The sequence below is a fragment of the Niastella sp. sgz303648 genome, from assembly GCF_059587045.1.
Map to the genome: position 1 here is coordinate 367,806 of NZ_JCAPSW010000001.1, position 24,044 is coordinate 391,849.

Annotated in this window: 12 protein-coding genes; 1 reads left to right on the top strand and 11 read right to left on the bottom strand. The window is 44.9% G+C overall.

The window, feature by feature from the left end; all coding sequences use genetic code 11:
• The first annotated feature begins 78 nt into the window (after nucleotides 1–78).
• Nucleotides 79–924, top strand: a complete 846-nt coding sequence (locus tag AC59IL_RS01345) for an AraC family transcriptional regulator (RefSeq protein ID WP_496550266.1) — start codon at nucleotides 79–81, stop codon at nucleotides 922–924.
• Between the two features lie 450 nt (nucleotides 925–1,374).
• Here the strand turns inward: AC59IL_RS01345 and AC59IL_RS01350 are convergent, their stop codons facing one another.
• The 11 genes from AC59IL_RS01350 to AC59IL_RS01400 form a co-directional block, all read right to left on the bottom strand.
• Entirely contained in the window at nucleotides 1,375–1,767 is a 393-nt protein-coding gene (locus AC59IL_RS01350) for a winged helix-turn-helix transcriptional regulator (RefSeq protein ID WP_496550267.1), read from the bottom strand.
• A gap of 200 nt (nucleotides 1,768–1,967) precedes the next feature.
• Nucleotides 1,968–3,239 carry an alginate lyase family protein gene (locus AC59IL_RS01355; protein ID WP_496550268.1) on the bottom strand — a complete coding sequence of 424 codons (1,272 nt, stop codon included), beginning with the start codon at nucleotides 3,237–3,239 and terminating at the stop codon, nucleotides 1,968–1,970.
• A 17-nt stretch (nucleotides 3,240–3,256) separates the two neighbouring features.
• The gene (locus AC59IL_RS01360; RefSeq protein WP_496550269.1) at nucleotides 3,257–4,561 is read right to left on the bottom strand and encodes a LamG-like jellyroll fold domain-containing protein; all 1,305 of its coding nucleotides are present in this window, start codon (nucleotides 4,559–4,561) and stop codon (nucleotides 3,257–3,259) included.
• A gap of 68 nt (nucleotides 4,562–4,629) precedes the next feature.
• Nucleotides 4,630–6,414, bottom strand: a complete 1,785-nt coding sequence (locus tag AC59IL_RS01365) for a RagB/SusD family nutrient uptake outer membrane protein (protein WP_496550270.1) — start codon at nucleotides 6,412–6,414, stop codon at nucleotides 4,630–4,632.
• Nucleotides 6,415–6,447: 33 nt separating this feature from the next.
• Nucleotides 6,448–9,870 carry a TonB-dependent receptor gene (locus tag AC59IL_RS01370; protein ID WP_496550271.1) on the bottom strand — a complete coding sequence of 1,141 codons (3,423 nt, stop codon included), beginning with the start codon at nucleotides 9,868–9,870 and terminating at the stop codon, nucleotides 6,448–6,450.
• A 345-nt stretch (nucleotides 9,871–10,215) separates the two neighbouring features.
• Nucleotides 10,216–11,451 (bottom strand): FecR family protein, encoded by a 1,236-nt coding sequence (locus AC59IL_RS01375; RefSeq protein ID WP_496550272.1) that lies wholly within the window; start codon nucleotides 11,449–11,451, stop codon nucleotides 10,216–10,218.
• Between the two features lie 103 nt (nucleotides 11,452–11,554).
• The gene (locus AC59IL_RS01380) at nucleotides 11,555–12,106 is read right to left on the bottom strand and encodes an RNA polymerase sigma-70 factor (RefSeq protein WP_496550273.1); all 552 of its coding nucleotides are present in this window, start codon (nucleotides 12,104–12,106) and stop codon (nucleotides 11,555–11,557) included.
• Between the two features lie 296 nt (nucleotides 12,107–12,402).
• Complete coding sequence (locus AC59IL_RS01385) at nucleotides 12,403–14,316, bottom strand: RICIN domain-containing protein (RefSeq protein ID WP_496550274.1); 1,914 nt, start codon at nucleotides 14,314–14,316, stop codon at nucleotides 12,403–12,405.
• Between the two features lie 47 nt (nucleotides 14,317–14,363).
• Nucleotides 14,364–18,536, bottom strand: coding sequence for an alginate lyase family protein (locus AC59IL_RS01390; protein ID WP_496550275.1), 4,173 nt, complete (start codon nucleotides 18,534–18,536; stop codon nucleotides 14,364–14,366).
• Between the two features lie 796 nt (nucleotides 18,537–19,332).
• Nucleotides 19,333–21,336 (bottom strand): glycosyl hydrolase family 18 protein, encoded by a 2,004-nt coding sequence (locus AC59IL_RS01395; RefSeq protein WP_496550276.1) that lies wholly within the window; start codon nucleotides 21,334–21,336, stop codon nucleotides 19,333–19,335.
• Nucleotides 21,337–21,550: 214 nt separating this feature from the next.
• A complete protein-coding gene (locus AC59IL_RS01400) occupies nucleotides 21,551–23,944 on the bottom strand; it encodes a cellulase family glycosylhydrolase (protein ID WP_496550277.1) in 2,394 nt (797 codons plus the stop codon).
• Nucleotides 23,945–24,044: the final 100 nt, after the last annotated feature.

Genomic DNA, 24,044 nt, shown 5'->3' on the forward strand with positions numbered 1-24,044 from the left:
TAACCGCACAAAGGCGCATCCTTCGACTACGCTCAGGACTTATAAATTCACGACATTTGCTGTTGAAAATCACCCGTAATGACCCTGTTCAGGCAATTCACCTATAAGAAATTCGGCATTCTGCCATTCGACCCTGCCGCTTCGGCACAAGTGAATGAAACAGTTTACCATCCCTATATCAAAATACTCTTTTTAAAAAAAGGAAGTTGTGTTACCATTGATTTTAATACTTATAAATTAAAGGAAGATGCTCTTTTCTTTATCAATGTAAATCAGTGGTATCAGCTGGATACAGAAAAGAATGCCGGCACCGGCGCCCTGCTCTATTATAACCGCGATTTTTATTGCGTTGAAATTCACGACCGCGAAGTGTCGTGCGACGGCATACTGTACAATAATGTTTATGAAATACCGGTCGTGTATTTGTCGAAAGAGCAATCGGGGCGGGTGCAGAGTATTATTGATGAAATAGTACAGGAAGTAAATAATGATGAATCGTCGATGGAAGAAATGCTGCGCATTTTATTGAAGGAACTAATTATTAAAGCTACCCGCATATGGAAAACCGGGCATGCCGTTGCTTCATCCGAAGCGCGGCCCGATGTTGAATTTATGCGGCAATTCAGCAGACTGGTTGAATTGCATTATAAAACCGAACATACGGTTGCGGGTTATGCCAATATGTTATCTGTTTCGCCTAAAATGCTACATAAGCGCATAACACAACATGCCCATACCGCCCCAAATGATTTGATTAAGGAAAGAATAATGCTCGAAGCCAAAAGACTGCTGGCGCATACCGCTTTAAACGTAAAGGAAATCGGGTATAACCTGGGGTACGACGATCCTGCTTATTTTGTACGGTTGTTCACCAAACTGGCGGGTGTATCGCCGGTTGAGTTCAGGAAGAAGTATAAATCATAAGGTACAGGATCCAGGGTACAAGGCACAAGTCTTGAGATTCGGTCTATTTGATTACAGGTAACCTGTTCAATGTTGAACGACTTGTGCCTTGTGACTTGTTCCCTGTGCCTTCATTAAATAGCTGAGCCATCCGTATTAGCAGATGGCTCAGGTCCTTTTGGTGAGGCTATAAGTAAGTTATCAGAAATGAATCATATAGCCGTAGCGAACACAAAATTTTCGTTTCGGATGCAAAACTAAAATCTTTTTTAATATGTTAAGGTTCATTCGCTGAAATTTATTTGTGCTAACGTTGGCACAAATTTAACATTGAATATCATAAATTGATTTTTAGATTTCGGGGGTTCCGGATTTTGAGATTTCTTTTGTTTCAACTGCAAAAGAAATCAGAAAACTCTGCTATTCGATAAATCTAAAAATCACTAAATCTCAAAATCTCTAAATCTTCTGCTATTCAGCAACTACTTCTTTTTTAAAGCCGGCCTTCACCTTTTCGCGGTGCATCAGGCCCCAGTTACCTAAAGCGGCTAAAACGTCATAAAGCGTCATGCTGTATTCGGTCAACTCATATTCAACAGCAACAGGTGATCCGGGAATTACGTTTCTCATTATAAAACCGTTCAGCTCAAGGTCTTTTAATTCAGACGAAAGCACTTTTGCTGAAATGCCTTCTACCTGCCGCTGCACCTCATTAAAACGCTTACGACCGTTCATAAGGGCAACAATGATGCGTAATTTCCATTTACCGCCAATAGCATACAGGGCATCTCCTACCGCATTCAGGCGCGCAGTACATTCTATAGGCGAAAGTTGTTGTAGCGTTTGATTGGTTGTTGATTCCATTGGTAAGCACTTACATTTTGTACATTACTAACATTTGGAAAGTAAAGATAGTTCATTTTTAACGGCCCATTACCCCATTTTTCCGGTAGAGTAAGTTTTAACATTAACGAAAAAGGCGAACAAAATAAAATTTGCTCGCCTTTTAAATAGGGAAGTTCTATCTTTTGCCTTTTGCCTATTGCCTGTTGCCTGTTGACAGATCATCTCGTGTACAGCAGCGTACCAAAACCCAACTGATCAAATCCTCCGCTGTTGGGGCCATAGTCGCCGCCGCCGCCTTCGGGTTGCGTAGTTTGAACGCCCATAAGCGTATAGGGCGCTGTTAAACCTTTGCGCTTTACATAATGGTTGTAGATCAGGGCATACATAGGGCGCACGGTACCTCTGCCATCAGCGCTTATTTGTGTAAGCGTGGTGGTAGTGCTGCAATTATAATAGGTGTATGTTTGAAAAGGCACCGTTAAATTCGCCACATTGTATTTGGCGGTATATTCCGAAGCCTTCAGCAACATATTGTCGTTAAAGCCATAAAAATCATTGCCCTGGTGATATGCCATTTCACAAATGGGGCCCAGTAAAGATATCACCAGTGTAGCATGGCCCTGATCGCGGCCGCTTTCCTGTAGCTGCGCCAGCCCCTGGTCCCTGAATACATAATTGATCGCTTTGCGAATATTGCCGTTCCCATTGCCATGTTGAAAATAATTCACCGCTTCGTTATAAATCGTACGTTTATCGGCTAATATGCCGATGGCCATTACAGAAGCAATATTGCACAGGTCCCAGTTCGACCAAAACAAATCAGGACAAGTATTTTGGTGATTGAGTAAAAAACTATGATTATAAGAATAGAAGACATTCAGCATCCATTGCTGATATTTTTGAAAGTCGGCAGCTTTCCATCCTTTATAATCCCTCATCAGTTCGCCGGCAACAGCAAACTGAAAACCGTATATACCAGCAGCCAAAGCTATATTCGGGTCGCCGCTTAAAGTAGTACACGTAGCGGCCCAGGCATTCAGTATCTGAATAGATTTTTCGGCATAGGCCGTATCGCCCGATATCTTCCATCGCAATCCTGTTTGGTAGGCCGCAGCTACATCATTGAATGCATGCGAGTAATTGTCGGGCTCGGGTTCTTCGCGACTATTACCACCCCTGATCAGTTTTACGGTCGCACTTGCCGCATACGTTAACTGCGCATGTGAATTGGCCAGCAGTTTATTCCACCCCGAAACCCACGGTTCGGTATTGGCGCTTATGGCGTTTTTAATGCGGGTAAAATCTTCGGCTATTTGCAAACCACCCGGATGCACCATTGGCGTGGTACCGGGCAACGTATCGATGTATTTTATACTCGTAGTAACCGAAGTGCTGTCTTCCGGTGATTCGCCCCCCGAACTATTCTTTGAGCAGAACATCGTTGATAAGATAGTTATGCACAGCGCTGTTAATATAAATACTCGTTTCATATTGTGATTGGATTGTGTTACTTCTTATAATAGATAGTATATATCTGGTTCGCAGATAATACCGAATTAAATATCTGGAACTTGTCGATGCTTCCTCCAAAGGCCGGTTCATTGGCCACTCCGTATGCAGGCGCACCGATATACTCCCTGTTGTGATTGAAGAGGGTAAGGTTTGCTGCAGCAGGCAATGTTTTTGTACCAATCAAAGTAGCGTCGAGATAAATGCTCATAGTGTTTGTAGCGAATGATACGGTCATTGCCAGATGATGCCATGAACTTAAAGGCAGCGATTTGGAGGTTATTAAATTGTATTCATTATAGCCGGTAAACCCTGTTTTATTCTCAAAGATCAGGCGGCCCACCAGATTTGAACCGGCTCCATTCCACCAGCCTGGCATCCGGGTTATCAAACAAAGGCGGTTTCCCCTGGTTTCGCCGAAATCAAAAACAGGCTCCTGGTCTCTTTGCCCGAGCCAATTCACCCAGCAGGTAACCGTAAGCTCACTGTATTTGCTTATTTGTGCGGGCAGCGATATGGTTTGATTAATACCGCCTGTTGTATTGGCATAACCGGGAAGATAAACCGCTTTTCCGTTTACACCCGTTACATAGCTGATGGCTGCTCCGGTGCCCTGTATGTAGGTAGCTGCAGTTCCACCCACTTTATCGGTAAGGTCGCCATCAAAATCCAGCTGGTAAACCGCATTGGGTACCGGAACGAGGTAGGCAAAACCGGGACCTGTTACCGGATAATTATTTACATATACAATAATATTACCTGAGCTGAACCCGGCCGGAACTATTACTTTGATCAGCGTATCGGCCAGCGCATTAACAGCGCCATTGGTTCCATTAAAACTTACATTCACATTCAACATATTCACACCAAAACCGGTACCTTTTATAATAACCGTATCACCGGGTGCACCTGCATCGGCACTGACCGATTTAATTAAGGGCGGCGGTATAACGGTAAAAATGCCGATGGAATCAACCGTATTTGTCCAAACCTGTAAGGTTACTTTGCCGGTAACTGCTTTATCAGGCACACGTACAACAATTTGTCCGTCGGTGCAGGACTTTATGGTGTCGGCCATTACGCCATTAAAAAATACTTTCACGGCATTTTTATAATCACCGAAGCTGGAGCCGGTAATGGTTATATCGGTGCCGGGATAACCGCTGCCGGGGTTAAATGCCTGCGGCAATGGGGCCGGATAGGTATATGTTTTTAAATTGGGGCCTTTGGTGCAGCTGTTGTAGATGGCTGCCACACAGAGCAATGACAGTATGAAAGAAATATTTTTTATAGAAGATTTCATATTACAATTCGTTTAGCTGATGAAAAGATACCAGTTACCGGTGACCGGCAACTGGTAACCGGCAACAATTAATATCCGTTGTTCTGAACCAATTTCGGGTTTAGCTGAATTTGCTGCAATGGCAAAGGATATAAATAGTGCATTCTTTTGAAATTGCGGTTTACAGATGCATCTATCACAACACATTTCAGGTTGCCTTTACCGGTAGCTACGTTAGTTTCGCCATTTACATATTTCGAAGGAATATATTTACTGGTTGCATTACCGCCGGCATCCCTGAACTCGGTGGGATAAGAAGCATCGCCCACTACCATGCCGCATATATTCTGGTTCAGTTCCTGTTCTGCAATACCCCAACGCTTCAGGTCATCGAAACGGGTATTTTCTCCGTATAACTCCAGTGTTCTTTCGCGCCGTATTTCATCCAGCATGTTTAACCCATTGGCAGTAACCAACGCATTGGTGAGCGAAGCTACACCGGCTCTTGCCCTTATTATATTAATCGAAGCATTCAGATCGGCATCGCTGATGTTTCCGTTCTTTTCCATCAGGGCTTCGGCATAAGTCAGGTACACTTCTGCCAGGCGTATCTGCGGATAATCCTGCGATTCCTGAAGATCGTTGCGGTATGTTGGATAATTGTACGCCGCGAACTTCTGATTGCCATAACCAATACCACCGTTCAGGGTTATTGAGCCGGCCGGCGGTATGGCGCCATATCCCAGCACATAGCTGAGCATGCGGTAATCGCGGTTCTGGTATTCTTTCGTTACATCGGTATATCCCTGGAACAAAGGCGATTTGGTAACGGGCAATCCATCGGCACATAAATACATATCCATCATTTTTCGGCTTGGTGTCATAAAGCCCTGCACGGTATGGGTGAGGTTGATGCCGCCTTTGCGCAAATTGTAATCATATATACTTTTCAGGATAAACTCGTTGTTGGTGGTTTTATCTAATCCGGCAGGATTTGAATTGGCGCCGTCTATACTGAACAGGTAGTAATAGCTTCTGTTGTTCAGCGTGCTGTTATAATTCCATAATTTGTACCCGCCATTGTCCATCACATCTTTTGCCAGCGTAGCGGCTTCTGTTAAAAACGCCGATACCTGATCGGTAGCCGGACCGGCAGAGCCATTAAAATCGGTAGTGGTTTGCGTGTATTTGCGCCAGGTTGCTTCATATAACAATACACGCGCTTTGAATGCTTCGCCCGCCCATTTGCTAACATGTCCTTTATCGGCCGAAGGAATGGCCTGTTCTGTTGGCAGATCGGCAATAGCTTCGGTTAAATCGGCATTGATCTGGTTAATCACTTCGTAGCGGCTGTTCCGCGGAGATGTTAGTTCGGGCGAATTCAAATCAAGTACGGTTGTTACAATAGGAACACCACCAAAGCGCTTTAATAAAAAGAAATACTGCCATGCCCTGAAAAACTTAGCATCAGCCGCATATTCCTTTATATCGGCTTTGTTGCCTTTATAGCTATTGGCTTTCGACAGCAGTATATTGATATTGCGGATATAATTATATGGATTGTCCCAGTAAATATCCTTATTGGGTGCATTCACCGATCCGCGGCCATAATTTATCGTATTCCCTACAGTGACGTTCGATGAAAGGTCGGAACCGAAATCCATAAAATCGTACACATTGCTGCTGTTGATCGCCTGCCAGCTGATCATTTTATTATAGAAATCATTCACAGCAAATTTGAACTGGTCGGGAGTGGTAAAATATGCTGCATCGGTAAGCTGGTCCTCCGGCAACAGGTCGAGGTAATTTTTCCTGCACGAAGCGGCCGACAGCATTACCGCACCGATAACAACAGGAATCAAAAATTTTTTCATTCTATATAATAATTTTAAACTGATCAAATTGAATTACAAACCAAGGTTAAGACCAAACGACCAGCTTCTCATAAACGGATAACCGTTGTTTTGAGAAACGGTGCTTTGCTCGGGATCAAAACCATCTTTGATAGAAGTAAACTCAAACAAATCGTTGCCTGAGAAATACACACGCACTCTGTCGAGCTTTGCCCTTGATGACAATGATTTGGGCAATGTATATCCTACGATCAATGTTTTCAAACGCACATACCGGTTGTTCTGCAGCATGAAATCATTGTGCAGGTAATTCCATTGAGCGCGTACATTATTCACCGTAAGTCTTGGATATTTTGCACCGGTATTATCGGTTGTCCAAGTTTTGCCGAGGAAAGAGGTATTTGAGTTGGTCCATACAGCCCAGAAGGGATATGCCAGTGTTCCATCGCGCTCGATATACTGTTGGGCCACGCCCTGGAAGAAAGCGGTAAGGTCAATACCTTTCCATGAAGCGCCGAGGTTCAATCCGAATATATAATGCGGTGCGGCATCGCCCATATATTTCACATCGCCTTTATCGCCTTTGGTGGGGTCGCCGATGGCGCTGATATAACCATTGCCATCGAGGTCGAGCTTACGGGTGTCGCCGGGGCGCAGGTTCAGTTTATTATCGAATTGTGAGGGCACTTCACCCTGACCTGCAGAAGTGTATTTGGAATAATAGGCATCTACTGCTGCCTGGTCTTTAAAATAACCATTGGTTGCATACATAAACCACGAGTTCAACGGATGCCCCACTATAGTAGTTACTTTACCGGCGTTCCAGGTAGTGGCGCCTTCCATCGATACAAGGTTGTTACGGCTATCGCTTACATTAATACTTACATTATAACTAACGGCCCCTATTTTATCGCGCCATCCCAGAATGGCTTCCCAGCCATGAACATCCAGCACGCCGCTGTTCGATTTGGGCGCTGTGCCACCCAATACCGAAGGATAGGCCACAGTTATAAGCATGCCATTATTTCTTTTCTTATAATAATCAAACTGAGCAGTCAACCGGTTTTTCAGAAATGCCATATCAATACCAAGGTTCATCATATGCACCCGTTCCCAGGTACGTGTATTGCTGATCAATCCGCTGTTATATATCGAGGCCGAACCTTGGCTGGCCGCCGTACTGCCAAATACAGCATTACCGGTATTGATGACAGAAACATATTCATATAAACCGAGGTCTGCCTGATTGCCGGTAACGCCATAGCTTGCCCGCAGTTTCAGGTTATCGATCACATTTACATTGAGGCGCCGGAACAATTCTTCATTGGTCACTACCCAGCCGGCAGATACGTTATAAAAATTTGACCATTTATAACCTGGTGCAAAACGCGAAGAACCATCGCGGCGACCGAGCACTTCGAGCAGGTATTTGTCTTTATAGGAATAATTTACTCTGCTGATGTATGAATAAAATCCCGAGTGGTTGCGGCCGCCTCTACCTTCAACATAAGTAGTAGGCGCTGCGTTCAGATCATACACGCCATTGCTGCCGATATTGGTGCGATAGGCATATAATCCTTTAAAATCATTTTTTTCGGCATTCGCACCGGCCATAGCGGTTATATGATGCTCGCCGATGTTTTTGGTGTAACGCACCAAACCGGTATAGTTCTGGTAAAAAACATTATCCGATTCAGCCCTGATATTGGAAGTTGGATTTATTGTTGAAGGGGCCAGGGTGCCATCCCACTGGTACATTGGAATGGTGAGATTATAATTATCCCATCTGTATTGGTTACTCTGCACCGAACCGGTACCTTCCAGTTCAAGACCTTTCAACAACTCAACGGTACCTTTCATATCAACTCTTATCAGGTCATTCGCTTTAATGTCTCTTCCGCCGTCGGTAGTGCTGGCCACCGAGTTTCTGTTTCCGGCAACATTAAAATTGGCATACCATTGTCCGTATGGATTTTTTGCCGGGAAGAAGGGAGGGTCTTCGGCAATCATATCAAAACCTAATCCTCCCGAGGGGCCTGATGTTACATCTTTCTGATAAGTAACCCCCGATTGCAATTTTATTTTATCGGATATTTTGTAATCGTAGTTTAAACGAAGGTTGTATTGTTTTTGTCCATCGTAAGCCGTGGCGAGGTTACCCTGGTTATCGGCATATCCGGCGGATAAACGATACGATGTTTTTTCAGATGATCCTGAAAGGCTCAATGTATGTTGCTGCGACAGGCGGGGTGCAAACAATTCATCATAGCGGTTGGCCTGGCCAATAAATATATCGCCCCAGTAGCTCCCCGTTGAATAAATACCTTCGATACCCTGCTGCATCTTTTGCAGATTCTCAAGCGATTGCCATCCCCAGTAGTCGGGCACCACTTCTTCTTTATTCGCTTCTATCCACATGGTGGCATATTGCTGCATCGAAGGTGATGGGGTTTTAATGCCCACGGTATTGAAGCGGGTATTGAAATTATAATCGATCTTCATTTTTCCTTTGCCGCGTTTGGTAGTTACAAGAATAACTCCATTGGCGGCACGTGCTCCGTAAATAGCAGCCATACCATCTTTCAATATGCTCACGCTTTCGATATCATCGGGGTTCATGGTAAAAAATGCATTGCCTGTTGCAGCAGGGATTCCATCAATCACAACCAGTGGAGAACCGCCGTTCACTGAAGTAGCGCCGCGTATCTGAAAGTTGATGGCTTCATTACCGGGTCGCGAAGAAGAGCGTGTTACCAGCAGACCTGGTGTTTGGCCCTGCAACGCAAGAGCAGGATTAGTAACCGCACGGCTTTCGAATGTTTTGCTGCTTACCTGCTCTACAGCACCGGTCACTGTGGCTCTTTTTGCGGTGCCGTAACCAATAACAACCACATCGTTCATGGAGATTGGCGCCTGTGATAATTTTACTGAAATTTCAGTTTGATTACCGACAGTCATTTCTGTGCTTTCGTACCCCACATAAGTTATAACAAGCACAGACCGGGCGCTTTCCACTTCCATTTCAAATGATCCGTCTTCTTTTGTATAGGTACCATAATTCTTTCCTTTTTCCTTTATGTTGGCGCCTGCCAGGGGCACGCCTGATTCGCTATACACTTTACCCGTAATTTTTAATGGCGGGGCGGCTTCCTGTTGAACCGGTTTGGGAGGAAGTGGCAATTCTTTTTCCTTCACCACAACAATATTGTTGTTGATGATGGTAAACCCAAGGGACTGATGCTGAAAACAAATTTCAAGCACCTTTTCGATAGATGCATTGCTTACGTTTACAGTAACCTTCCCGGCTTTCTGCAGCAATACTTCGCGGTATACGAACGTATACCCGGTTTGTTTTTTAATTTCTTTAAAAACCTGTTTCAGGGGCATGTCGGTGCCCGACAGCGTAACCTTTTGGGAATACACGCCGGCGGTAACGTTTAAACAGGCAACCAGTAAGAAAATTGACATGAAATTCATCACAAGCAATTGTTTTCGCCCAACCTTTATTTTCCTGCATAAAAGGTTGCGGCAAGCAGTTAAATCCATAAATTTGGTTTTGAACCCCGGCGGCAGCGTCGGGATTGTTTGGGTTAAACAATAAAAGGATGTAGACAGTCTTGCATTGGCTTAACCTGACATTCAAACCGGAGGTATTCGCTGTACTTCCGGTTTTTTTTGTCGGCAACCGTGAAACGGCAAACGGCAATCGACGATCAGAAGCCGTTCATTCTTTTTTCCGTTTTACATTTTACGTTTCACGTAAAAGAAGTTGTGTATGAAGAATTTTTTTCAATGGCATAAGCATACAAATCGTTTTTAATTTTACAATACAATGACCTTTTTTCCTTCAATGCTGAAGCGGGCGCTACCGGATAATTCCAGCGCCTTCAGCACATCAGACAAATTGGTATTCCGCGATATTTCAACAAACAACGGATCGTTTTTTACCGTTGTTCCTTTATAAATAATGTCAACATCGTACCAGCGACTCAATTGCCGCATCACTGTTTTTATATCTGCGCTTTCAAAATGAAATAGTCCGTTCTTCCAGGCCATTACCTCATCTGTCTGGACTGGGATGGGGTGAGATATCCGGGATGATTGGGATATTGATACCTGCTCGCCGGGCTTAATAATTACTGAAGCAGCATCCCTGGTTACTTTTACCGAACCTTCGAGCAAAGTAGTTTTGATGGCATCTTCATCGTCATAGGCATTCACATTAAAGTGGGTTCCCAAAACTTCAACACGGCCTCCCCGACGGCCTCCCCCAACCCCTCCGGTGGAGGGGAGAAGGTCAACAACAAAAGTTTTTTTATGCCCGCTCTCGTCGAACACCTTGTTCACTTCGAAATATACTTCGCCACTTATTTCAATTCTTCTTTCATTACTTGTAAATACCGTGGGAAAACGGATAGAAGAAGCGGCATTCAGCCACACTTTGCTTCCATCAGGCAATACGAGTTGGTATTGTCCCCCGCGAGGTGTACTTAACGTGTTGTAGGTCACCATTGCAGATTGCTCCCGCCCTTTGGCGGGACTCCCGCCTTGCGGAATCGATTGATACTTCACTTCCCCATCCTTTGTTTTATTCACCACACTACTTCCTTCCTGCGCGAGGGTTCCATTGGCTGCATTATCGAGAACGATGGCAGAACCATTTGCCAGGGTAAGCACCGCTTTATTGCCACCGGGCGCCACATCGCCGGGTACCGGTGTTTTGGTTTTTACAATGGCTGGCTGTTTTTCAGTTTTATTAAAAAAGAAATAAGCGCCTGTTGCCAGCACGATCAATACTGCGGCGGCAGCCCACCAGTAGCTGCGATTTATAAAGCGAATACGACCAGCGGGTTCTGCCGGCACCTCATCCTGTGAAATACTTTGCAACAACCGGTTTTCGATAGTTGCCTGCAGCAATGCCTTTTCTTCTTCATTCCATTGTAATTCGCCGGTATTTACCAGCTTTTCATACCACGCATCTACGAGGTGTTTTTCAGCAACAGAGCACTCCCCTGTGCTGTATCTTTTTAAAATATCCGTCAATTGTTGTACGCCCATGTGTGGTTTATAAAATGATTCGGTATCCGATATATATTAGTCAGCTGAAAAGGAAAGAGGGGGTAAAAAAAGAAAAACTTTTTTCAGATCATTATAACCTGCTTTAACTCAGCCAGTGAAGCAACAATGCAGCAAAGGAAACCGCATTTTGACCAACAGCCGCTTTAATAACCTGCAGTGCATGCTGAATGTGCTTTTTTACTGTTTCATCAGAAATACCCAGCTGTTCTGCAATTTCTTTATGGCTAAGGTGCTGTTGCCGGCTGAGCTGGTATACTTCGCGCATTTTATTCGGCATTTGATCAACTGCCGTTTGAATAACGCGCTGTAATTCTTTTATCTGTAGTTGCGATTCTGCATCGGGCGGCTGCCAGGTCACAAGCATTTCGGTGAGCAAAGCGAGGTAATCGCGGCGGGTAATATTCTTTTCTATATAATTAATTGCCTTGTACTTAACACTGGTTTGCAGGTAGGCAGCCAGTGAACCGGTAATATTTAATTCATACCGGCGGTTCCAGATGGAAAGAAAAACGTCCTGTACAAGATCGGCTGCATCATCTTTTGAACGGAGGGCTTTGGCGGCGGTTTCAAACAATTGCTCCCAATAGCGGCGATAAAGCAACGTGAAAGCGTTTTTATCACCCTCCGCCATCATTGCAAGCAAAGTTTCATCAGTATGGATTACGTGTGCTTCCAAATACCCTTTGAAATAAACGTAAAACTAACAAATTAATAGTAAAGCGGGGAAAGGATTGTGGGTGATTTTTATGTAATGCATTATCATTATGCAGCATGTACTATCAGGGACAATATGTTGGTAGCAAATACAAATATGCGTAGAACGTCCCGTAGGGACGAAACGTTGGGTTTCGTCCCTACGGGACGTTGTTAAAACCTACAATTTATTCTACCGACCTATCATCCCTCGGGGATTTGGCCGTTGCAACTAAATTATTTTTTCTCCACCTTCACCGTACTTGTTTTTGTTCCATTGGTGAGCTTTATAAAGTATATACCTTTTACCAGCCTGCTAACATCCAGCACATACTGGGCGCCCTTTACCTGGCGGGTGCTTATCAGGCGACCGCTTTCATCGAATAACGAAAGTGAAGCGCCCTGTTTAAATTCATTTAATTGCACTGTAAGCCTGTTTACAACCGGATTGGGGTAAATCATATTTGGCGCAATTGTCGCTTCGGTAGTTGTTGCAGCCGATGTTGCCATCCGGCCCGATAAAGACGTAAACTGCCATTGCTGGTTATTAGTGCCATTATAAGTCCACTGAAAAACAGTAGCTCCGTCGGCAGTTGATGCGCCGCTTACGTCAACACACTTACCGCTATGAATAGGTGTAATGCGATAATAACCGCTGCTTATTTCGGTAAAAATATAACGCTGGTTATTGGCGCCGCTGTAAGGCCAGATGATCAGTCGTGCTCCATCGGCAGTTGATGCGCCTGAAACATCCAGTGCTTTACCACTTCCAACACCGGTAATGCTATACTGACTATTTCCCAGATGCGTTACTACCCATTGCTGGTTAGTGCCGCCGCTATACGTGCGCTGTTCAATAAAAGCGCCATTAGCCGTACTGGCTCCGGTTACGGTAACCGACTTGCCGCTGTGACGCGCATTGATGCGATAGGTTCCGCCGGCAACAGGCACCGAATCGAGCGTATATGCCAAAGTACCATACCCCAGCTGATCATAACCACCGCTGTTCGGACCATAATCGCCTCCGCCACCTTCAGGCCGCACCTGTTGTGCAAATTGTGTTGAATACGGAGCAGACAGTCCTTTACGGCGTACATAATGATTGTATATCAGTTCCCAGATGGGACGAATGTTACCTCTGCTGTTTGCACTGATAACCGTTTGATTTACGTTATCGCAGTTGTTATAGGTTACATACGGAACATCGTTACCGAGGTTATACATGGCCACGTATTCGGCTCCCTTTAAAAAACGGCTATCGTCATACGCATACAGGTCATCGCCCTGATTCCAGGCCATTTCGCAAAAGATGCCCATCATACCAACACCCAGTACGGCATGTCCCTGATCGCGGCCACTCTCCTGCCATTGACCCAGGTTGCCCGGATGAATATAATACACCGCTTTGCCAATGGCGCCGTTGCCTGCGCCGTTTTTGAAATAATCGATCGCTTCGTTGTACAATGTGCGATTATCGCACAACACACCAATGGCCAATACCGACATATAATTGCATTGGTCCCAGTTAGCCCAGTAATGGCTGATGCAGGCGCCGTTATGGTTCACCAGAAAATCGTGATTCATTGGATAAAACACCGTCATCATCATATTCTGAAACCGGGCAAAATCAGCAGCCGCCCATCCACTGTAGCTGCGCATAATTTCTGCCGCATTTGCAAACTGGTATCCATAAAAACCAGCTGCCAGAAACCGGTCGGAGGTACCGCCAATGTATTTCAGTTTGGCCGACCATGCATTCATGATTTCGATCGATTTATTGGCATAGGCATTATCGCCTGATATCTTCCAGCGAAGCGCCGTTGCGTAAGCGGCCGCACAATCATTAAACAACAGCGCATAATTCTCGGGATGAACACCATCGGCCCCCCTGAATACCGAATCAACCGGACGAGCTGTATATGTTGATGACGAATGCGAATTGGCAGTAAGCTTGTTGTAGCCCGAAACCCAGGGCTCCCTGCCGGCATTAACCCGCGCTTTCATGCGATCGAAATCTGTTTGCTTATGCAGCAGACCCGGATGAACAAAAGCCTGCGCCTGTGCCTTATACGACATCACTGTTAAAAGCATCAATGTCGCAGCGGTTAGTTTTTTCAAATAATTTCCCAAAGGAATAAAAATGGCTTGCATGATCGTTAGTTTTTATGGTTAAGTAAATAAAAAGTGTAGTCTGTTGATTATTGTACAAGTACCGTTTTAATGCTACTGAAGCTGCCGACCATTATCTTTATGTAGTAGGTTCCCTGTTGCATGCAACCCAGCTTTATTTCTTTCTGGTATACATCACCCATCTTCGAGTCTTCGATCGTTTGCACAGCAGAACCACCGGCATTATAAACAGTGATCACAATTTTGCCGGTTTCTTTTGTATTTACACGTACTTTAAAGTTGCCGCTGTTAGGGTTGGGAAATATTTTCACCACATCCATAACACCTGAAGAACCACCAACACTATTGCTGTTGGAGAATATTTCAATCGGACTTTCTTCTGATAAATTGCCTGCGGCATCGGTTGCAATTACCGTGTACACATTATAGGTATTGCCCGAAGGAGCGCTGGTAATATAAGATGTTGCTGCAACGGGATCGGCATTCAACTGAACGCCATTACAAAACACGAAGTACCCTGTTACACCTACATTATCGGTTGAAGCCTGCCACAACAACAACACTTTGCCATCGGCAGTTTTGGACGAGGTCAATGCCTGCGGCGCCGCAGGCGCTACATTATCAAATACAACCAGTGTTTGCGATACAGCACCGGCTGCATTGTATTTATAATTGCCATCCTGCGTTGCGGTAATAACGGTAGTTCCAACACCTGCAGGATGTACTTTGCCATCAACAATGGTAGCCACACTGGCATTTGAGCTGGTATAACTTACCGGTAAGCCCGAAGAAGCCACGGCCCCGGGATTAAAATCAGCGCTCACCACACCTACGCTTTGCAGTGTATCTAAAGTTATGGTTTGATCTAATTTGAAAACAACAAGCGTTTGCGATACGGGGTTTGCTGCATTGTATTTATAATTACCAACCTGCGTTGCGGTAATATTTGTTGAGCCGGCGCCAACAACATGAACCTTGCCATCAACAATAGTTACCACATTGGTATCTGAACTGGTATAGGTTACAGGCAAACCCGAAGAAGCTACCGCAGCAGGATCAAAATCGGGACTATCCACTGCTTTGCTTTGTAACGTATCGAAAGTTATGGCTTGATCAAGTTTTATAACGGTTAACACAACATCATTACCCGTTCCACCCTGGTAACTTATTTTAAACAGGTTAACGCCGTTATCAATAATGGCGCCTTCGGGAAGATTGTTGAAGTTCCCCGACACCGGCGAGCTGCCTGTGTTATCGATAATTGTGAATACGGAACCTGCAGGCTGTGTAACCGCATTACCGGTTTCAACCAGGTTAAGCGTGGCATTGGAAATTGTTATGCCATTGCTTACGATCTTATCCAAAGAACCGGTGCTGCTGTTGTATTCAACTTCATAAGTTGCATCGGCGTTTAAAATAAGTGCAGCTGTAGTAGTGAAAGTGCCGATTGAATTTCCGGGTGCCAGTGTTGCTCCAATACCCGAACCTGTACCAACAGTTACAGTTCCTGAGATGCTACCTGTACCTTTTAGTAAACCTGCATTAACAATAACGGGGCTGGGACCGCTTCCATTCACTTCAAGCGTACCTGCATTAACCGTAGTATTTCCCGCATATTCATTGGCGCCGTTCAGAATTAATTTTCCTGCATTCAGCGTAACCGCATTATTTCCCAATGAACTGTTCTTTATACTGCCGCCGAGTATCTGTGAACCGGTTCCCGTTTTTTCAATATTAATTCTTCCCATATCAACGGTGTTCGACAAAACCGGTCCCATGCCAATGGTGCCTTCAAAATCACCATCGCCGTTATCGGCACCTACTACCAGTACAGGAATACCATTGGTAATATTCGTTTTTGAAAAAATGAAGGCCGCATCGGTACCATTCAATGCACCAATGGTTTGTTTGCTGGCATAGCTTACACCGGCGAAATACATAACCGCTGTGTTTTGCGTTCCCATATTCAACCGTTGCAATGGCAATAGTACATTATCGGAAGCCGTTAAACTATTCAGTGTATTGTGCAATTCAATGGTACCTTGTTCAAGTACAAGACCGCCGCTCAAACCGCTCCAATCCATAGCTGCCTGTATGCGCAAACCGGCCGGATTACCACCGCCATATACCGGCGTATTAACAGCCAGCCCCTGCGTTCCTCTTATCTTCAGCGGTACGCGGGTATTGTTTACTGCATATCCCATAAACAGTTTACGGCTACCCGTGTTGTACATAATGATATGCGGCATGCCCGAGTAACTTTGAAATTTGAGCGAACCGTTGTTAATACCGCTGCCCAGCACCAGTTCGGCTGTTCCGTTAGATGCATATCGTAAGGTGCCTATTGTAACGGTATCGTTCAAGGTTACACCCGGAATATTGCTGTATGAAATACCGCCAAAATCGGCTGTAGCATTTAAGCCTCCGGGTAAAATTGAATTTGTCCAGTTAGAAGCAGTACCCCATTTTTGAAACCGTTGCGCTGTACCATTGGTGATAGTACTGGTTGCTTTTATAACAGTACCGCCCGGTGTAAGGCTCAGCTGAAACGAACTATCGTTGTTAACGGCTGCTACCGTATAAACAGTATTGGCAGTAAAACCTCCGGCTACAGTTCCGGTTAATTTAACATGTTCACCGGCAACAAATGACTGCCCGTTCCATTTTACATTGGCGCTGCCATTTACAAACGACAACGCAGTAGTAACTGTTCCTGCAGTGTTACTCCATACACCATCTTTAGTGCCGGGGATCTGGTTCACAGTAACAGCTTGTTGCGCAATGGGCGCTGCATTGTATTGCCCGTTACCCATTTGTTGCGCATAGATGATAGTAGTGCCGGGTTTCAATACATGAAGCGTGCCATTGGCATTTACCGAAACAATGGCAGGATCTGCTACCGAATACACAACCGGCAATCCTGAGCTTACCACAGCACCCGGATTAAAATCGGCATCGCCGATGTTTTTATTGGCAACAGCAGGAAATGTAATGGTTTGATTATTCTGTTTCAACGCTTCATCGAGCGAAAAGGTGAGCGTACCAAATCCCAACTGATCGTAACCGCCGCTATTCGGACCATAATTACCGCCGCCACCTTCGGGCCTTACACGTTGTGCAAACAAAGTGGTATAAGGTGCGTTTAATCCTTTGCGGTTTACATAATGATTATACACCATTTCCCAAACCGGACGAATAGCACCCCGTCCATCGTCGGAAATAATAGTTTGCACAATACCTATGCAATTCTGGTAAGTAGTATAAGGAACTTCGTAACCCAGATTGTATTTGGCGATGTATTCAAAACCTTTTAACAGGCGATTGTTATCATAACCATACAGATCGTCGCCCTGGTTCCAGGCCATTTCGACAAATGAGCCGGCCAGTGCTACCCCCAGTGTTGTATGTCCCTGGTCGCGGCCGCTTTCCTGCCACTGCCCTAAACTATCGTACAGATAAGGCACCACATTATTAATAGAACCCATACCCGCTCCATTTTTAAAATAATCAATCGCTTCGTTATATATATCCCTGCGATCGCATAAAACACCGATGCCCAGCATCGAAGCCATATTACACAGGTCCCAGTTTGCCCAGTAATTGCTGATGCAGGCGCCGTTGTGATTCACCAGAAAATCGTGGTTCATTGAATAAAACACGGTCAGCATCATATTCTGAAACCGGGCAAAATCTGCAACTGCCCATCCGGGATAGCTGCGCATAATTTCAGCAGCATTCGCAAACTGATATCCGTAAATACCGGAAGCGAGAAACTTGTCGGATGTACCGCTGAGCTGTGTTAACGAGGCAGACCATGAGTTCATAATGGCAACAGAGCGATTGGCATAAGCGGTATCGCCCGATACCTTCCACCGTAAGGCAGTTTGATAAGCCGATGCAATATCCCGGAACAGTGTTGCATAATTTTCAGTATGCGTACCGTCGAAACCCCGGTAAATTATGGAAGGAGCAGGATTGGCATATGTTGTTGAAAGTGATGAACGCGAATTGGCTACCAGCACATCCCAGCCTGCTTTCCATGGCTGGGCGCCTGCAGCTACTTTTGTTTGCATGCGATCGAAATCAAACTGTTTGTGCAACAAACCCGGATGAACAAAATCCTGTGCAGTTGCCTGTTGCAAACCTGCGACAACAAAAACCAGTATACTTATCAGCATGTATGCAAACCGGCTTTTATACTTCGTATCATAAGCAGGCAATTCGTTGTAAACGTGTTTCATTGTATATATTTTTAATTAATGCCGAACGCTGAATGCTTAACGCTCAACGCTTAACGCTGAATGCACGTTCTGCATTTGGTATTTTGCTTTAAGCGTTTTGGTGTTCTGCGTTTTGCATTCTGCGTTTGGCGTTTGGCGTTCTGCGTTTGGCGATTTAGCCTAATCGATTAGGCGATTATTTTTTAAAAAAGCAGTCCCTTTAACAACCTGCTACTGCTTATAACAGGCTGTTATTCACTGCTACCATCATGTGTATTAATGACTTGCTCAGTGCTTCAGCGATGCATAAATAAGTATACAACCATACAAATGCCGGCTGTATAATAAATAGCTCAATAAAGTTTTATTAAGTGGCATAACAATCTGGTTTTGCCTTATTGCATTGATCATTTACCGAAGCAGTACTTCGGGTATGAACAGCAAAAAGGCTATTGGGTAAATTGAATGAGAGAAAAATAATATAATGTCAAATTAACATTATTGACAATCACAAAATGACAGAACCCGAAATTTATTTGGGCAAACGTTAGCACAACTCAAAACGCAGTACGTGCAATGCCAAAGGCTAAACGCTAAATCAGTCGCCTTTTGCACCGCATCATTGAACTACCCCCATTCAGAGCCTCTGTGACCCAATATAAGCTTTTGCATAACAAAAAAAGAGGCCTCCCGGTGTACCGGGAAGCCTCGTGCATAGTATATGGTGACAATAATAGTACCGTTAGGTACCAAATGCTGGACGTCCCCCTTGCTCAACATCTTCCTACCAACATTCTGGTCCCTGACGGGACAGATTTTATTGCACAATTATCTTTTCAACGTATGCATTATTTCCGTTTTTAACTTTTAACATAAATACACCTGTAGTGTTAACAGCGGCTATTGCTATTGTTGGCTTATTGCCATTGTACTGAGCAATTGTTTTGCCGGCGATATCAACCACTGTAATCTGAACAGGTGCTGCTGCATTGTAGTCTTTTATGGCAACAGTCAGCAACGAACCACGGCGCACCGGATTAGGATAAACAACACCGGGCTGAGTAGCTGCAGCAAGCGATGAAGCCGCCTGTGATGCAGCAATCCGCGTAATAGTTGCAGAAACAATTCCGTATTTGAATTTTTCCCATCCCTGTATGCTGGTGCGGTTACAGTTCATAGCCTGTTCACCATTTTCGGAACTTACATACAAACCATTGTTACCACGCAACGAAATAGTGCTATCTGCATTCACCAGCCAATCGAACTGTTCCCAGCCCTGTGCAGCAGTGCGGGTGCAGGTCATAGCCTGTGCACCATTTTCGCTCGACACATATTTACTCATACTCTTCAGCGTTACTTTACCATTGCCGGCATCGGCCACCAAAAACTGTTCCCATGCCTGGGCAGTAGTGCGGTTGCAATTCATGGACTGCTCTCCGTTCTCGGAACTTACAAACAATGCATTATTGCCCTTCAGCCAGATGGTTTGGTTCACCGGCGCTACCTGTACAACACCCAACGTAAACTGTTCCCAGGTATTGATAGCAGTGCGGTTGCAGGTCATAGCCTGTGCACCGTTCTCAGAACTTACATACAATCCGTTGCTGCCTTTTAATGAAATAGAGCCATTGCTATTGGATACCCAGTCAAATTTTTCTGTAGCGCCGATGGTATCGCGGTTACAGGTCATGGCAGCAGTGCCATTTCCACTGCTAACATATTTGCCCTGGTTACGTAAAGCTATTTTACCATTACCGGCATCAACAATTAAGAACTGGTTTGCGCTTTGTACAGCAGCGGCATTGCACCATACGGCACTACCATTGCCTGTTGAGCTTACATACTGACTATTCACGCCCAGCAACGATACGGTTTTTCCGATGGGAGCTGTTGTTATTACATTTCCGCCACCGTGGGTTACAACCACATCATGTATGGCCGATACCAGAGAGTACTGACCGCTTACATCGCCTGAAAGCTCCCACATCATAATACCACCGCCCCGGTCAAAGGCCAGGTTGGTTTTGCTTTTAATAGTGGTAATACCATTATAGCCTACGCCATTATAGGTATCGGAATAAGGATCGGCTCCTTTGGCCAGCAATTGCGCATATGTTTCCCAGGTAGGGCGTCCATAAAAAGGAACACCCAGTATAGCTTTTGCAGCCGGCACGCCCCTGCCCAACCAGTAATTCATACACTGTACGGCGAGGTTGTAGGTAGAATGCTCGTAGTCGTTATCGTCATAAGCCATAATCATCAGGTAATCTACTACATCAAAAATACCTGTTACAATGTGGGTGCCATAATCGCCGATAACTGCAACGGTGCACAGCTTTCCATTATTATGCATGGTGGTCGACAACTGTTGCATCATCACTAAAAAGTTATTGGCCTCAGTTCCATCGCTCGGATATTCCCAGTCGATATCAATACCATCGAGGTTATACTGGTTTGCAAAAGCAAGCATGTTGTTTGCAAAATTAGTACGATAGGTTGCATTGGCCACTATGCTATGAAAGCCATCGCCACCGCCGCCGCCGCCAACTGATACCAGCACTTTTACGCCATTGGCGTGTGCAGCAGCCACCAGACTTTGCAGTTTAGATGGATTTTCAATTCCCTGATACCCGCCTGTGGAAGTTGGTATCAAAAACGCATAGTTTACATGCGTTAATTTGCTGAACTGTATGTCACTCACCGAACCGGCCCAGGTGGGCAGGTATCCTATTACTTTAAACTGTGCCTGTGCGGGCGCTATCACCGACGATAGCAGCACCAGCATTATACAGCACATCATTCTGCATAACCTTGTTTTCATTTGGTAACTGGTTTAAATTGTGATAATAAAAAAGATGTCATAATTGCGCATTAATTGTACCGTTAGGTACTGCATATTGGTAGAAAGATCGTTTGGGTTTTTATCGTCCCGTCAGGGACGACACATGAGGTATTCAGACCCATCCTGCGTTTCGTCCCTACGGGACGTATCCTTTGTTCAATATCTTGCTACCGATATTTAGTCCCTGACGGGACTATTGCACAATTATCTTTTCAGCATAAGTATTATTTCCGTTTTTAATTTTCAATATAAATACGCCTGTAGTATTAACAGCAGGTATTGTTAATGTTGCCTTATTAGCATTATATTGAGCGATAGCTTTGCCCGTAATATCAATTACTGTTACCTGAACCCGTGAAGCTGCATTGTATTCCTTTACCGAAACGGTTAGGGATGAACCACGGTGCACCGGGTTAGGATAAACGATTCCGGGTTGAGTAGCCGCAGCCAGCGATGAAGCCGCCTGAGATGCAGCAACCCGCGTAATAGTTGCAGAAACAATTCCGTATTTGAATCTTTCCCATCCCTGTATGCTGGTGCGGTTACAGTTCATAGCCTGTTCACCATTTTCGGAACTTACATACAAACCATTGTTGCCACGCAACGAAATAGTACTATCATCATTTAGCACCCAGTCGAACTGTTCCCAGCCCTGTGCGGCCGTGCGGGTGCAGGTCATAGCCTGTGCGCCATTTTCAGATGACACATATTTGCCCATGCTTTGCAGCGTTACTTTACCATTACCGGCATCGGCCACTAAAAATTGTTCCCATGCCTGGGCTGTAGTACGGTTGCAATTCATAGCCTGCTGTCCGTTCTCAGAGCTTACAAACAATCCATTATTACCCTGCAGCCAGATGGTTTTGTTTACGGGGGCTACCTGTATAACACCAACGGTAAACTGTTCCCAGGCGTCGTTCACTGTACGGTTACAGTTCATAGCCTGTGTACCGTTCTCAGAACTTACATACAATCCGTTGTTACCTCTTAAAGAAATGGAGCCATTGGCATTTTCGATCCAGTCGAATCTTTCATAAGAGCCAATGGTATCGCGGTTACAGTTCATGGCAGCGGCGCCATTTTCACTGCTAACATATTTGCCCTGATTACGAAGGGCAACCTTTCCATTACCGGCGTCAACAACGAGGAACTGGTTCCCGTTTTGCACTGCGGTGGCGTTGCACCACATAGGACCGGTTGCACCATTTGAACTCACATACTGGCCATTCACTCCCAATAATGAAATGGTTTTGCCAACAGGTGCCACAGCAGCAGGTTTACCCGGCGCTACCGCAGCAATGGTACCAGTGTTCTTTACACAGTTTGCAAATTTTATATTGTTCAGCACAGCGCTCATATTACCGGCCCCATCAGGCAAATAGGGCCCGTTGATGTGCATAAGGGCAGGGTTTTCACCTGCATCAAAACGCTTATAGGTCCAGTGGCACCAGCCAATGCCCTTTGAATTTAGGGCTGCGATGTTTTCAGCAAGCCATCCATTGTCGTTTTCGCCTGTTTCGCCTACCCATACAGGAACGTTATTGGTATTGCGGAAATTAACGATATTGGCAATCAGATTAATCTGGTTCACATTTGGATCGGTTGCGGTAGTAGAATTGGTTAACCAGTAACGATGTGAGTTATATACGAGGTTGCTTTTATTGGTAAATGTAAACGGCTCCATGTAATCGTAATTATTACCGTAGCCATTTCCTTCTATCATCAGCAGGTGGTTATCGCCCTGGTTTCTTATAACATTAATAAGCCGCTCGAACAGATCGTGTATCTGACTGTTTGAGGGTACATTGTTGGGTTCATTGATAAGATCGTAAAACGCCACGCGGTCGTCATTCTTATAGCGGGTCGACATGGTTTGCCATAAACGAACCGTAATATCCCGGTAAATGCTTTTGTTCCATAAATCATTTCCTACAAAAGCATCTGCTATATTGGTGTCGGTACCCTGCGCACCGGGGGCCGCATGCAGGTCTAACACTACATACATGTTATTGGCGCCTGCCCATTTCAACAGGCTGTCGCTAATGCGAAACCCTTCGAGGTTTGCATCGGTGAACAGCGAGTTACCGTTATACCAGCTGGTTAAGGAGCTTACATAATTATTATAATTTCCTGTATTATGTGCCACGCTATTACGAACTGCGCGTTGGGCGCTGGTTAAAAACAATTCGTAATGCAACGGCAGCCGCAAACAGTTAAATCCCAGCGAGGCGATATAATCAATATCGGCTTTGGTAATAAAATTGTCGCGCCAGCTTTGATAAAATGCTTCCACACCGGCATCTGAAACACCCTGATCGTATAACCCTTTTTTCATCGACCACTGGGTGCCACCGCCTCCCGGCTTCATCATATAGCCTTCCTGCAACAGCCAGCCACCAAGGCCTACGCCTTTTAATATCACTTCCTGACCGGCAGCATTTACAATTTTTGTTCCGCCGGCGCTCAACCGGCTCAACTGTGCCCATGCGGGCTGCATATTTCCGATACTTATTATAAGCAAAAGAGCACACGCATACCGCATCAAACGGTACGACATAGCATAACAGTTTTTAAAATTTAATTTCATAGAATGTGGTTTTTAATTTTAGGAAAATGCAACAGGATGGATTTATGCATCCCCGAATCTTTCTTCATGGTTTTTCTATTTTATAGGTTTACAAAAAAGA

Excerpts from the sequence above, each read along its gene's own strand:
- AC59IL_RS01370 (WP_496550271.1), bottom strand. The coding sequence starts at position 9,870 with ATGAATTTCATGTCAATTTTCTTACTGGTTGCCTGTTTAAACGTTACC.
- AC59IL_RS01345 (WP_496550266.1), top strand. The coding sequence starts at position 79 with ATGACCCTGTTCAGGCAATTCACCTATAAGAAATTCGGCATTCTGCCA.
- AC59IL_RS01375 (WP_496550272.1), bottom strand. The coding sequence starts at position 11,451 with ATGGGCGTACAACAATTGACGGATATTTTAAAAAGATACAGCACAGGG.
- AC59IL_RS01380 (WP_496550273.1), bottom strand. The coding sequence starts at position 12,106 with ATGATGGCGGAGGGTGATAAAAACGCTTTCACGTTGCTTTATCGCCGC.
- AC59IL_RS01400 (WP_496550277.1), bottom strand. The coding sequence starts at position 23,944 with ATGAAATTAAATTTTAAAAACTGTTATGCTATGTCGTACCGTTTGATG.
- AC59IL_RS01365 (WP_496550270.1), bottom strand. The coding sequence starts at position 6,414 with ATGAAAAAATTTTTGATTCCTGTTGTTATCGGTGCGGTAATGCTGTCG.
- AC59IL_RS01395 (WP_496550276.1), bottom strand. The coding sequence starts at position 21,336 with ATGAAAACAAGGTTATGCAGAATGATGTGCTGTATAATGCTGGTGCTG.
- AC59IL_RS01390 (WP_496550275.1), bottom strand. The coding sequence starts at position 18,536 with ATGAAACACGTTTACAACGAATTGCCTGCTTATGATACGAAGTATAAA.
- AC59IL_RS01350 (WP_496550267.1), bottom strand. The coding sequence starts at position 1,767 with ATGGAATCAACAACCAATCAAACGCTACAACAACTTTCGCCTATAGAA.
- AC59IL_RS01385 (WP_496550274.1), bottom strand. The coding sequence starts at position 14,316 with ATGCAAGCCATTTTTATTCCTTTGGGAAATTATTTGAAAAAACTAACC.
- AC59IL_RS01360 (WP_496550269.1), bottom strand. The coding sequence starts at position 4,561 with ATGAAATCTTCTATAAAAAATATTTCTTTCATACTGTCATTGCTCTGT.
- AC59IL_RS01355 (WP_496550268.1), bottom strand. The coding sequence starts at position 3,239 with ATGAAACGAGTATTTATATTAACAGCGCTGTGCATAACTATCTTATCA.